This window comes from Aequitasia blattaphilus, assembly GCF_024721305.1.
Classification (GTDB): Bacteria; Bacillota; Clostridia; order Lachnospirales; family Lachnospiraceae; genus Aequitasia; species Aequitasia blattaphila.
The window spans coordinates 31,771-44,655 of the sequence record NZ_JAMXOD010000014.1 but is presented as its reverse complement, the minus strand read 5'-3'; the positions used below and the strand labels follow the sequence as shown (position 1 = coordinate 44,655).

Here is a 12,885-nt window from a genome sequence, read left to right as displayed (position 1 = left end):
ACATATAATATCTTCTAGCGGGGTATGGCTCAGTTTGGTTAGAGCGCACGGCTGGGGGCCGTGAGGTCGCAGGTTCGAATCCTGTTACCCCGATGTTGAAAGCACCTGAGAATCGGTGTTTTTTTTATGCAACGAAAAAACCATCTCCGTCTCCAGAGATGGCCAATCACTTACTCTTCCTTTCGCCTGCGCATTTCTAAGCGGCGGTTCATTTTTTTCGTGTTATCCCGATCTATCAAGAAAAGTAGGACTTGTGTCACAACAAAAAACACGAAAGTGCTCCCTCCAAACAGAATGATATCCTTATAATCTGCCGTTCCCTCAAATAGATACAAATTTATTCCGTATCCACCAATTAAAATGACCCAATATAGGACGCATCTTTTCATCCAATCAATTTCAGGAATCAAGTTTATCACCACCCCGTAAATCACACTAAAATACAAATAATTTGTAAGCCTGTCAGAGCTAAGCTCTTTTTGTGTGAAAAGACCAAATAAATTTAGAAAGGTAAAGAGGATTGAAGATGCCATTAAACAATTTCTAATTTGTTTCACTCCACCCATAATCACCGCTCCAATCCCAGCTTTGCTTTAATGTCCATTACGTAGGATCTTGAAATCCATAATCGCTCACCGTTATAAAGCTCCACTTCAAACCTTCCGCTTAATGCGGGATAAATAGCTTCAATCTTATTAATATTAACAATCACTGACTTTGACACTCTTAGAAAGTCCAGGCTCTCATACTTCTCTTCTATTTGATACAGTTTATCTTTCACCTCATAAATATGTTCTTTGGTATACACAAAAACCTTTTTTTCCACTGCTTCGAAATAGTATATGTTTTTAAGATAGATACGATAGTTCTTTTCCCCTCTCTGTGCAAACAAAAAACTATCTTTTAGCTTCAACATGTTAATCAGCTGCATAAGCGAATCATCAAGCTGCTGAATTTTCAAATGTATGCTTTCTTCTTCCAGATTATCAACAAATTCTATATTAACCTTAATGATTTTCACCTTCCTTACGCTTTTTTAGGATTTCATTAATCCTTTTTGCCTCAGTATAATCTATGCTAAAGATAATTAACTTCACAATTCCATATGCAATGACACTGAATATAGTGTTTAAAATATATCCTCTCACACTAAAAAACCAACCTGTTATTGGTGCCGTTCCAATATAAACTGCATTCAACATAACCACATAGAATATCTCAATTGGGAGATAACCTACGGCCTCAATTAATTTTTTCCAGAAGAACACCAGTGCCATAACAGCATAAATCCCTAAAAGCAAAAGTACCTTTAGAACCATGGCAGCAGTGTATTCCACGCCCATGAACAAAGTAAATGAAACTGTCAAAGTAAAACCCACTGAAAAAATCAAGCTAATATTCCGTAATACTCTTAATGCCCGCATCTATTGTTCCCCTTTCTTATCTTCTGTAAAATTATACCATTCCAATTTCTATTTGACTACATATTATGCCTAAGGTGCATTTAAACGAACCAAGATGCAAAATATCCAATCTAAGAGCGTTGCAAAAATCACTTATCTATAATATAATGTACCAGTGCATGGGGAATACATATAGAAAGGGGAACTACCTATGGTCAAAAAATATGAAATGGACACACAAGTGCATGTTTGGAGAGCCATACATCGTATGACACAACAAGAACTTGCAGATCGTGCAGGAGTGTCTAGACAAACAATTATGCAGATTGAAAAGAATCGCTATAATCCTTCTTTGATGTTGGCAAAGACCATTGCAGATGTGTTAAAGGCCGATATTCATGATTTGTTTATTTTAACAGACAAAGAATAATTGTATTTATAAATCAAAAAAAGACTGGTCAAAGGCTCTAAACTTAGGGCTTTTGATCTTTTTTTAATTCTTTTTTCTTCTGTTGTTCATTTGTTGTCATCCAAATTGTATGATGTGGTTACATTAAAAACAAACAAGGAGGATACAATTATGAAAAACAATAAAACCAAAAGATTTTTAGCCTCGTTACTGGTTGGAACATTAACCATTGGTATGATTTTACCGACTTCACTAAGATCACATGCGGAAGATGGTGATGTGAGAGCCGAAATCTTACAGAGTGATATTCGCAACACAGATTTTGATGAAAACACAAGTGAAGTAACATCCGATAATACAAAACCAAAAACAGTTACAAACTTTTTAAGCGACGGGTTGGCTCGACTTTCTACAGATGACTCAGCTTCGACACCAGATTTTGATCAAAAATCCTTATTAGATATGCTTGGTGGTATTGAAGACAGTCAATCTTTAGCCGATGTTTTAGCACAGGTTGATGATTTGGGAAATACGGTAAACGAAACCTTAAGTGCGAACCAGGATCAGCTAGGGGACAGTGCTGACACCATTTCTCTCTTTAATGAATCCAGAGAAGTTTCCGCTGATTTTTGGAATCGTCTGTCCGATGCTGAGGATGCAGATGCACGCAAAGATCTTCTCAATGAATATCTTGCAACAGAGCATGTTGCATATGCAGACAAACTAATTAGTAGTGATTTCTTTACAAAAGCCGATACGATTCTCGGTGATCAGGAACAACTGAAAAACGACTTGAGAACTGCATATATTGGAGAATTTATACGCACCTCTGTTTTAGAAAAGTTAGCATACTTAAATGTACTTCAAGAGGATGGAGAAAATGAAGAGGCTCGTGCTGGCCTACAGTCTATTGAGCAGAATACTTCTCAATTGAACGAATATGCTTCTATGAGCTATTTACAGACAGAAAGCGAAGACAACACTGAGGAAGCAAATACAGATGAGATGACTCCGGAAGAGCAGGCAGAATTAGATGCTGTTGCAGAAGCAAACTATGTAGAAGGTGGTCTGGGTGGTGCCTCCGCATCCAATGACTCTTATGAATTCTCTGATATTGATTATTACGGCAAAAGAAAACCAGATCCAAAACCAGATCCAAAAGCAGAAGAAGCCAAGAAAATCAATGAATACATCAAAGGCTTAAAATATGAACCAAAAGAAGCTCTTATTAGAAAAGGAGATCGGGTTGATACTTACCGTAAAAAAGATTGTGAAACAAAGGGCACTGAATGGGTTGTTATGAAGCGCGAAAAGAAATCTTTAGACCAGGGAACTGCTAAGATTGGTGCTCTTGCCATTAATAACAGCGATCTTTATCCTGGCGCAATGTTTAAGGCAAATAGCGAGATGGCAGACGGAAAAGGTACTCCAGTTGTTGTTTCTGAACGTGCTCCAATCAGAGTGCTGGTTAATCTTCCAGGATTAAATGCTGATGAAAATTCAAGACTGGTTAAGAACCCAAATGCCTCTTCCATCAACGGTGCTATGAATGAGATTTTAGCTACCTTCTTCAAGAAAAATTTGGAAGCTCCTGCTAACATGCACAAGCAATATTCAATGGCATATAGCAAAAGCCAGCTGGATGCTGCTCTCAGTATTAAAACAGATTTACTCAAAGACTTTAAACTGGACTTCAGTGCTACAATGAAAGGTGAAAAGCAAGTAATGCTGGTAAACTTCGAGCAAATATATTTTACCGCTCAAATCGTTTTAGAAAATCAGGCGAATCCTTCCGATTACTTCGGTGGTAAAACAACTGCCCAAGAAGTAAAAGAGAAAGTGGATGATAAAAATCCTCCTGTAGTAATTGGAACCATTGCTTACGGACGTAACATTGTTGTAAAAATGGAAACCTCCAGCTCTTCAAAGGATGTAAAGGCTGCCTTCGAAGCTTCTATAAACGGTGTTGACATTAGCTCAAATACTTCATACAAGGAAATCATGAAAAACACAAGCTTCAGCAGCTATGTATTTGGCGGCAGTGCTGGCAATGGACATTTTGCAACCCATAGTAGTTTAAAAGATGTTGATGAATTGATTAAAAAAGAGTCTAAATTTACAGCTCAGACTCCTGGTGTTCCTCTCTATTATCAACCACTCTTTATCAAAGACAATGTAAAAGGTGAGGTGGCTGGAACGACAGAATACGTAGAAACCACAACAGAATCCTTTAATGAAATCAAATTTGCAGCTTGCAATGATGGTGATTACTATCAAGTTAGCGATTTAAAATACACTCCTATTACTGGCTGTGATGAAAACGGTAATTTTATATACGGTAAAGAACACACTCTATGGGATGAAAAACATGTGAATGGACACTGGAAGGATAATCGTGTTACGATTCCTGCAAATGCCGGCAAAATATATTATGGCTTCGACATAACAATGGGAAGCGATTGGCCATGGCGTGGATTCATTCCTGTAGGACGTGATATTTCAGTTCAGACATATGGAAGTTGTCGCTACTCAAATATAAAAATTGATATTGACGGAAGAACCTGGATAGACAAAAGCTTGTAATCTATCAGGAAGGGAGTTGTTCAAGGACAACTCCCTTTTCTTATGGTATACTATCTCTATGAAAAAAACACTTCCTAACCTTAACACTGGATTTTTAAAATTAGTTGGTATCATAATGATGACTTTAGACCATGTGGGACAGCTCTTTTTTCCAACTGCAAATTGGATGCACATTCTTGGGAGGATTGCATTCCCGCTCTTTGCCTACTGCTTAGTCCTTGGTGCACTCTACACCCGGAATATAAAGAGATACCTTGGGCGGCTGTTTCTATTAGCTCTTATTTCCCAACCTCTTTATATGCTTTTGCTGGATAAAAATCTGAATACTGTGTTTACCTTATTTTGTGGCTTGCTGCTCCTCCAATGCATAGACAATTTTCAAAGCTACTGGTGGAGCATACCAGCTATTTTCACTCTTGAGTTCTTCATCGGCATGGATTATGGGTTTTATGGACTTCTGCTAATTTGTCTTTTCTATATTTTCAGGAATGATTCACTCCTGTCCTTCATTTTTATTGCCCTGGGTATGATTGTCGGCTCCTATGATGCTCACCTTCAGATTCAGTCTCAAATATTTGCCTTGCTTGCCCTGCCCTTCCTATACCTGCCTGTTAAAGGAGATGTAAAGATAAAATCAGTCCTATTTTATCTCTACTACCCTGGACATTTGTTCCTTCTTCTTATGACTTGCTTAATTCTTGGACATCCGATACACTAAACAAAACAGATCAAAAGGAGAGATGCCTTATGGTTTCAAAAGAAGATTTACAAAACTTTACGTTTTCTTCTGAGTTGTGGGAACGGTTAACGGAGTCAGAAAGAGACTATCTTTTGGCAAATGCAACTTCCTACACCTATCAAAAAGGAGAATTAGTCCATAGTAATCAGTATGAATGTGTGGGAATCATATTAGTTCAATCTGGTACATTAAGAGTCTACATTTTATCTGATGACGGAAGAGAGGTTACGTTATTTCGCATCAACGAAGGTGAAATGACAATTATGGGGGCAACCTGTGTGCTCCATGATATCTCAACCGATGTATTTATTGATGCTCAAAGTGATTGTCAGCTTATTCAAGTACCTAGCTCCATTTTCGAAAAAATCATGACCACCAATGTGTCTGTAGAAGCCCTGGCTTATCGAATGTCTACCGCCGCACTGTCCGATGCAATCTGGGCTCTTCAACAAATTTTATTCTTAAGCTTTGATAAACGACTTGCAATCTTTTTATTGGACGAATCTGCTTATGATGGAACGGATACCATCTATATGACTCATGAAGAAATTGCGAAACTAATGGGAAGTGCCCGGGAAGTTGTAAGCCGCATGCTCAAATATTTTTCGGCTGAGGGTTACGTAGAGCTCTCAAGAGGAAGTGTTCGTATTTTGGACAAAAAAAAGCTGACATCTCTTTTAGATGCCAGCCATTAATACCCTGGTTTTATTTAAGCATTTCTAATAAAACTGATTTCTCTTTTAGGCCCATTTCTCTTTTATGAATTTCTCCATCTTTAAAAACAATCAGAGTCGGAATTGACATTACCTTAAATTGTCTTGCAAGTTCCGGCTCTTCGTCTACATTGACCTTGCAAATTTTTGCATCCGTAACTTCACTTCCCAGCTCATCAATGATTGGTCCAAGCGCCTGACACGGTCCGCACCACGTTGCCCAAAAATCAACCAAAACTGGCACCTTGGATTTTAAAACCTCTTCTTCAAAATTATTTTTCGTAATATGCAATACTGACATAATGTATTCCCCTTTCTTTTTTGAACTTACTTACATTATACCCTATTATTTTATTTCATCTGTGATTTAGTCACAAAGACTAATTGAATCCGATAAAACGTCTTACAATACTATATGCCAGTGATGAAATCTTTCTTCCCGATTTTCCCGGTATATTCATTGTCTGCCCTAAGATTCCATAACGAATTTTCATAAAGGTTTTAAAGTCTTTTTTTCTTAAATAGAGCCAAAGGTCTTTTTTCTTTCTTAAATTCTCTTCTGATTTTGATCGAATTGCCAAAATTGAAGAAACCGTCATCATAATTGCCAAATAGTTTACCATATATTTACGCAGCTTCTTTGAGGGAATGTTCTTGAGCTCATACATCTTAACCATGCTCTTTGTAACAAAAATTTGCTGGTCAATTCTTGAAATCATCACTTTTTCATTCACACTTTGGTCTTCCCTTCCTATGTAGTACCTGTAAAAATCCACATTCATATAGTACATCGTATTCACAAATGGAAGGGGGTAATATACGTAAATATTGTCTACATAGAAGGTATGCTTGGGCAATCTCATTTGAATCAACCTTAACATTTGAGTACGGTAGATTACCGAATGCATCAATATGTATTGGTCGATGTGGAAATTTTTAATATCATTCCATCCGAAAATCTCATCTAAGGGAAGAACATTATCATACCGTACCACCTTTTTCTTGTCTGCACCTACTTTTTCATAAACATAGTTCGCAATGAACATATCAATTTCCTGATTCTCCATTTCAAATTTTTTGATTTGATTTAAGATCAGTAACAGCGCTTTCTCATCTACCCAATCATCACTGTCCACAACTTTAAAATATTTCCCTTTTGCCTTTGTAAGTCCTGTATTAACTGCTTCGCCATGTCCACCATTATCTTGATCAACCACCCGGATAATATCAGGGTATCTTTCAGCATATTCATGTCCTATTTTTGATGTATTATCCATAGAGCCATCATTTACAATAATTATTTCTATATCACTGCCACCTGGCAATAAACTTTTAATTGCACCTTCCATATAACTTTCCGAATTATAACAAGGTATGGCAAATGTAATATACTTCATCTCTGTTGTCTCCTTTTTGCTTTTCGTTTTCCGTATTTAGTATACTTGATTTTCAGTCGATTTCCAACCAAGTATTTTAAAAAGTGCTTATCTATGCTATATTTAGAGCAATAAAAACTAGTATTGGAGGAAATACGATTGAAAAACATGATTATCGGACAATCCGGGGGACCTACTGCTGTTATTAACGCAAGCCTTTATGGTGCTATTACGGAAGGACTTGACCAAACAAAGGAAATTGGAACAATTTTTGGAATGGTTAACGGAATTGAAGGCTTTTTAAGCGGCAAATACATTAACTTAACTGAGCTAAAAGGAACAAACGAATTGGAGCTGCTGCGCACGACTCCAGGCGCTTATCTCGGTTCCTGCCGCTACAAACTTCCAGAAGATTTATCGGACGAAGTATATCCAAAACTATTTGATATGCTGAACAAGAAAAATATTGGCTTCTTCTTCTACATTGGCGGAAATGATTCAATGGATACTGTGAGTAAACTCTCCCGATACGCAGAAACTATCGGCAGTCGTATCCGCTTTATCGGGATTCCTAAGACCATTGACAATGATCTTGTGTTAACGGATCATACACCTGGTTTTGGCAGTGCTGCCAAATATGTCGCTACTGTTGTAAGAGAAATCATTGTGGATGCATCTGTCTATGACAACAAAACCTCCGTAACTATTGTAGAGATTATGGGAAGACATGCAGGATGGCTTACTGCTGCCAGCGTATTAGCCCGTACCTTTAAGGGGGATAATCCTGTCCTGATCTATTTGCCTGAATCACCTTTTAATCAGGATGCATTTGTGGAGAAGGTTAAAAAATCACTGGAAACCACTCCCAACCTTGTTGTATGCATTTCCGAAGGCATCAACGATGGTGAAGGTACGTTCATCTGTGAATCCAGCGGAGAAGTCGGCTTAGACGTATTTGGACATAAAACATTGACCGGTGCTGGAAAACACTTGGAAAATCTTATTAAGGACCGTCTCGGTGTGAAAGTTCGCTCCATTGAGTTAAATGTAGCTCAGCGCTGTTCTTCATCCAATTTATCTGAGACCGATTTACGGGAGTCCTCAAATGCCGGTGTATTTGCCGTACAATCAGCTTTAAAGGGAGAAACTGGAAAAATGATCTCATTTCTTCGAAGAGATGATCATCCCTATGATATGAGTTACCAGTTAGAGGATGTGAATTTAATCTGCAACCAAGAAAAAACGGTGCCAAAAGAATGGATTTCCAATGAAGGTTCTGATTTAACGGATGATTTTATCCGCTATGTCCGACCTCTTATTCAAGGAAATGTAACCATTCCTCAAGAGAATGGTTTACCTTTGTTCGCATATCGTGAATAGAGGTAAATACCCTACTGATTTATGAAAAATGCCAGCATTTACCGTTTAAGCCTCCGAAACAATATCCATTGGAACCGGTCTTCGTATCGGATATAAGAGAAATATCTATCCTTGAATAAGTCTCCCAACTGCTACCAGTAACTCAAAATAGAGTTCTCCTAGTTGAAAGTTCACATTGTATGTGCTACAATATGAGTACAAAAAGAACAACCGTTAAAGCGGTTGACCTTAGAAATGGTTTTGAATCACCACCCTAGTCCGCCAAGACTTTTTAGAGGGTGGTTTTTCTATGCATTAATGACTTATCAAATAAATAAAGGTCAGTAATGCGATTATGAACATGCCAAACTGCATCAGATCCTTAAAATCAAATGGTTTCTTGTCCATAGGCATCACCTCCCATCTATCAAGATTGGAAGGCCATCCACCCTATACGGTTGTTCTATTGAGAATTATATCATGGTTCCGGACAAAAGAAAACTGACTATCAGATTTTGATAAAGTTAAAAATCTCTCAAACGCCGTAAATAAGCGCTCATAGGGTTTCTATAAAACACAATAATTTCTCTATTTGTTTACAATTTGTTCATTGGTTTAACATTGTTATGACACAGATATACATTAGAATGTACTCATAGCAACGAAGTAGCAGTTTATTTTTTTAAAAAACTTTTTCATATACGTGCCGGATACCCAGTGGTATCCGGCATCCTCCCTTTTATGGGACAAAATATCTTTTGCTCTATAGGAGCAGACATACTAAGAGCATGAATACCGCAGCGATTGCTAAAATTTCCCTCAAAATATTGGGTTCTTCCGGAGATGTGTGCTGTAAACCGGGATAGACGTTCTGATATTTTAGACATTTTCTAACGAGACGACTGATTTCCTTTTCTTCTTTCCTTGAGAGTTCCTCAACTTCTACCATCGATAAAATATATTGTATGGTTCTGCCCAGACTATAAAAATCTCTTTGCAATGGGGTATTGACCTTTTCTGATATAGGAAAAAAATTTCGAATGACTCTGGTCTGTGTAAGCCGTGCCTGAATTTCCTGGTTTTCTTTTGCTTCCAAATTTACAAGATGTGCTTCGCCGTTCTTGGAAATAAGAATACAGTATGGCGATACATAGGTATAAGCACTCTTTTTACTATACTTATGAAACAATACAATTTGCCGGATCAGTCCATTTACCCATTTATAAAGTTGCTCTTTACCAAGGATATCATTGTATTGCAGCCATAGCTCCAACGTTGATCCTTCAACATAGTCACTGATTTGATGAATGGATTGGTTATGAGAAATAAAACGTAACACTTCGTAACCTTTCATTTAGATGATCACCTCTATTCATTTTTTTAATGGATGTCTTTTCAAGAATTTGAATGAAGATATTATGAGATTACTCACATAGTACTAAATATAAGGGTATATTGCAAGATTTTTATATAAGAATAGCGAAGCAGTAACATACTGCCTCGCTATTTTCTACTATTTCTTTATTTTTTTCCGATTTCTGAGCTCCTCAGGCTGATAAAGATGTCTTGGAATACCATCTACCATAACTGGGGAAACATCTCCTTGAATCAAAGGTTTTACGTAGGATACGAATTCCTCTGTTACGTAATTCCCCTCCTTATTAACCCATTTTCTTGGAACCAATTTTTCATCATTTGCAATTTTATGCACATCTTTTACTTCTGTTCCACATTGATATGGATCGTCTGACAGACGGTTTAGCACGACCATTTTCCCCGTGTCCCCTTCATCTGCTGCCTTAACTGCCGCTCCGCCTACTTGATAAGCCTCTAAAATGTCCACACGGGATGCAGCATGAGATGCAGCTCGTTGTAAAGTACTCAGCTCTATTGCTCTTGTTTTACAGCCAAACTCTCCGGCTATATAGCTGGAAAGGAAGGATGCTGTTCCTGACAACTGCTTGTGTCCAAATGCATCTACAAAATCAATCTGGTTCCCCATTGAGCAAACGTATTCTCCATTCTCTAGGCGAATTCCTTCTGAAACAGCCACAACCACAGAATTTTTCTCTTCCAATAATTTTTTCACCTTCTCCGTAAAGATGTTTAAGTCAAAAGGAATTTCCGGAAGGTAAATCAAGTCCGGTCCTTCACAATCTTCTCCTTTAGACAATGCCACTGCACCGGTTAACCATCCTGCATTTCTTCCCATGATTTCAACAATTGTAACCAACCCTTTACTATATTCCAGACAAAAACTATCTCGAATAATTTCCTTCATAGAGGTTCCGATATACTTTGCTGCACTACCAAATCCTGGTGTATGATCTGTTAATGCAAGATCATTGTCAATAGTTTTCGGGCATCCGATAAATCTGGTAGGATGACCAGTTACAATAGCATAGTCTGATAATTTCTTAATGGTATCCATGGAATCATTTCCACCAATATAAATAAATGCTTCTATCTCTAACTCATCCATAATTTGAAATATTTTCTCATATACACTCTTGTCTTCAAAAATCTCCGGCAATTTATATCTGCAGGATCCCAAAAAAGCCGCTGGTGTACGCTTCAATAACTCTACATCCAGCTCTGTTTTAATATGATCTGCCAAATCAATATATCTTCCTTCCAAAAGCCCCTGCACTCCGTAGATCATTCCATATACTTTCTTTGCACCCCTGTCCTTTGCTGTACGATATACTCCTGCCAAACTGGAGTTAATCGCTGCTGTTGGTCCCCCTGATTGCCCGACAATTACGTTTTTCTTCATGTTTCTGTTCTCCTTTTCCTTAGTATTTATTTTATTTCGCCCAATCTCTCGAGCATTTTATTGCTTTCTTCCATCTTTTTATTTTATGAATGCGCTCATTTGTCTCCATCCCTGGTTCAAAAGAAGCTTCGATTTTCATATGAGTAAGGACATCTGTCTTATCCTTCCAATATCCTGTATACAGTCCTGCCAGATAAGCCGCTCCAAGCGCTGTTGTTTCCAGGCAAAAAGGCCGTTCTACCGGCGCATTTATAATATCCGATTGAAACTGCATCAAAAAATTATTGGCACTGGCACCGCCGTCTACCCGCAGGCTTTTCAGCTGGATTCCAGAATCCTCTTCCATTGCCCACAGCACATCATTGACCTGGTATCCTATTGACTCCAGGGTTGCCCGCACTACATGGAATCGATTCACTCCTCTTGTAAGACCTACAATGGTTCCTCTCGCATATTGATCCCAATGAGGTGCTCCCAGCCCAGTAAATGCTGGCACCACATAGCAATCATTCGTATCACTAACTTTTGAAGCCATTTCTTCAGAATCACTGGATTTTTCTATCAAGCCCATTTCATCCCTTAACCATTGTACCGCTGCACCACCTACAAAAATAGACCCTTCCAAAGCATAGTATACTTTGTTGTCAATTCCCCAGGCAATCGTTGTGACTAATCCGTTGGCTGATGATACTGGTTTTTCTCCCGTGTTCATTAATAAAAAACAGCCTGTACCGTATGTGTTTTTTGCTTCTCCCGCCTTCCAGCACGTCTGTCCAAAAAGAGCTGCTTGCTGATCACCTGCTGCCCCGGTAATGGGAATTCTTTTTCCAAAATACTGTGCATCTCCAAAATGATAGCTGGATGGCTTTACCTCCGGTAGAATCTCAAGAGGTATATCCAAAAGGCTTAAGATTTCATCATCCCATTTCAAATTGTGAATATTAAAAAGCATGGTTCTTGACGCATTGGAATAATCGGTTACATGGGCTTCTCCTTTTGTCAGCTTCCATATCAGCCACGTCTCTATAGTACCAAATAGTATTTCACCCTTTCTAGCTTTTTCCTTTGCACCATCTACATGTTCTAATATCCACTTGATTTTTGTGGCAGAGAAATAAGCGTCCAGCATTAAACCTGTCTTCTCTCTAAAAAACTCTGTATACCCTTGTTCCTTCAACTGATCACAGTAAGCCGAGGTGCGTCTGCACTGCCATACAACTGCTGGATAAATAGGTTCCCCAGTTTGTTTATCCCAGATTACTACTGTTTCTCTTTGATTCGTAATCCCGATACAGTTAATATCCTCTGCCGTTGCCTCAATCCGACTCATTGCCTCTGCCGCAACACCCACTTGAGTAGACCATATTTCATTTGCATCGTGCTCGACCCAGCCTGGCTGTGGAAAGGATTGATGAAATTCCTTTTGCGCAATACTAACCACTTCTCCCTTTTTATTGAAAATAATGCATCGGTTACTGGTTGTCCCTGCATCCAGTGCCATAACAAATTCTCCCATATAGCTCCCTC

The 12,885-nt window shown here is 38.3% G+C and carries 14 protein-coding genes and 1 tRNA gene; 6 read left to right on the top strand and 9 right to left on the bottom strand.

What is annotated here, in order from left to right; translation table 11 throughout:
• Positions 1-18: 18 nt before the first annotated feature.
• Positions 19-93, top strand: a tRNA-Pro gene (locus tag NHH15_RS10360).
• Positions 94-170: 77 nt separating this feature from the next.
• Here the strand turns inward: NHH15_RS10360 and NHH15_RS10355 are convergent.
• The 3 genes from NHH15_RS10355 to NHH15_RS10345 are packed head-to-tail and all read right to left on the bottom strand — an operon-like array spanning position 171 to position 1,424.
• A complete protein-coding gene (locus tag NHH15_RS10355) occupies positions 171-566 on the bottom strand; it encodes a hypothetical protein (protein WP_262066598.1) in 396 nt (131 codons plus the stop codon).
• A 2-nt stretch (positions 567-568) separates the two neighbouring features.
• Entirely contained in the window at positions 569-1,021 is a 453-nt protein-coding gene (locus tag NHH15_RS10350) for a LytTR family DNA-binding domain-containing protein (protein ID WP_262066597.1), read from the bottom strand.
• Positions 1,008-1,424 carry a hypothetical protein gene (locus NHH15_RS10345; RefSeq protein ID WP_262066596.1) on the bottom strand — a complete coding sequence of 139 codons (417 nt, stop codon included), beginning with the start codon at positions 1,422-1,424 and terminating at the stop codon, positions 1,008-1,010. The genes NHH15_RS10350 and NHH15_RS10345 overlap by 14 nt, the downstream gene beginning before the upstream one ends.
• Positions 1,425-1,614: 190 nt before the next feature.
• Between NHH15_RS10345 and NHH15_RS10340 the strand changes: the two genes are divergently transcribed.
• From NHH15_RS10340 to NHH15_RS10325, 4 genes are all read left to right on the top strand, one after another.
• Positions 1,615-1,833: a helix-turn-helix transcriptional regulator gene (locus NHH15_RS10340; RefSeq protein WP_262066595.1), complete on the top strand. Its 219-nt coding sequence runs from the start codon at positions 1,615-1,617 to the stop codon at positions 1,831-1,833.
• 150 nt (positions 1,834-1,983) lie between these two features.
• Positions 1,984-4,395: a thiol-activated cytolysin family protein gene (locus NHH15_RS10335; RefSeq protein ID WP_262066594.1), complete on the top strand. Its 2,412-nt coding sequence runs from the start codon at positions 1,984-1,986 to the stop codon at positions 4,393-4,395.
• A 58-nt stretch (positions 4,396-4,453) separates the two neighbouring features.
• Positions 4,454-5,113, top strand: coding sequence for a conjugal transfer protein TraX (locus NHH15_RS10330; RefSeq protein WP_262066593.1), 660 nt, complete (start codon positions 4,454-4,456; stop codon positions 5,111-5,113).
• A 29-nt stretch (positions 5,114-5,142) separates the two neighbouring features.
• The gene (locus tag NHH15_RS10325) at positions 5,143-5,829 is read left to right on the top strand and encodes a Crp/Fnr family transcriptional regulator (protein ID WP_262066592.1); all 687 of its coding nucleotides are present in this window, start codon (positions 5,143-5,145) and stop codon (positions 5,827-5,829) included.
• Between the two features lie 10 nt (positions 5,830-5,839).
• On the opposite strand, the gene trxA is transcribed toward NHH15_RS10325, so the two are convergent.
• Both trxA and NHH15_RS10315 read right to left on the bottom strand, forming a co-directional pair.
• Positions 5,840-6,148 (bottom strand): thioredoxin, encoded by a 309-nt coding sequence (trxA, locus tag NHH15_RS10320; protein WP_262066591.1) that lies wholly within the window; start codon positions 6,146-6,148, stop codon positions 5,840-5,842.
• Between the two features lie 79 nt (positions 6,149-6,227).
• A complete protein-coding gene (locus NHH15_RS10315; protein ID WP_262066590.1) occupies positions 6,228-7,244 on the bottom strand; it encodes a glycosyltransferase family 2 protein in 1,017 nt (338 codons plus the stop codon).
• 147 nt (positions 7,245-7,391) lie between these two features.
• Here NHH15_RS10315 and NHH15_RS10310 point away from each other — a divergent pair, with 147 nt between their 5' ends.
• Positions 7,392-8,603, top strand: coding sequence for a 6-phosphofructokinase (locus NHH15_RS10310; protein ID WP_262066643.1), 1,212 nt, complete (start codon positions 7,392-7,394; stop codon positions 8,601-8,603).
• A gap of 294 nt (positions 8,604-8,897) precedes the next feature.
• On the opposite strand, the gene NHH15_RS10305 is transcribed toward NHH15_RS10310, so the two are convergent.
• From NHH15_RS10305 to glpK, 4 genes are all read right to left on the bottom strand, one after another.
• Positions 8,898-8,990, bottom strand: a complete 93-nt coding sequence (locus tag NHH15_RS10305) for a putative holin-like toxin (RefSeq protein ID WP_262066589.1) — start codon at positions 8,988-8,990, stop codon at positions 8,898-8,900.
• Between the two features lie 355 nt (positions 8,991-9,345).
• On the bottom strand, positions 9,346-9,936 hold the full coding sequence (locus NHH15_RS10300) for a hypothetical protein (RefSeq protein WP_262066588.1): 591 nt from the start codon (positions 9,934-9,936) through the stop codon (positions 9,346-9,348).
• Positions 9,937-10,095: 159 nt separating this feature from the next.
• Positions 10,096-11,358 carry a 6-phosphofructokinase gene (locus tag NHH15_RS10295; protein WP_262066587.1) on the bottom strand — a complete coding sequence of 421 codons (1,263 nt, stop codon included), beginning with the start codon at positions 11,356-11,358 and terminating at the stop codon, positions 10,096-10,098.
• Positions 11,359-11,389: 31 nt separating this feature from the next.
• On the bottom strand, positions 11,390-12,874 hold the full coding sequence (gene glpK / locus NHH15_RS10290; protein ID WP_262066586.1) for a glycerol kinase GlpK: 1,485 nt from the start codon (positions 12,872-12,874) through the stop codon (positions 11,390-11,392).
• Positions 12,875-12,885 lie beyond the last annotated feature (11 nt).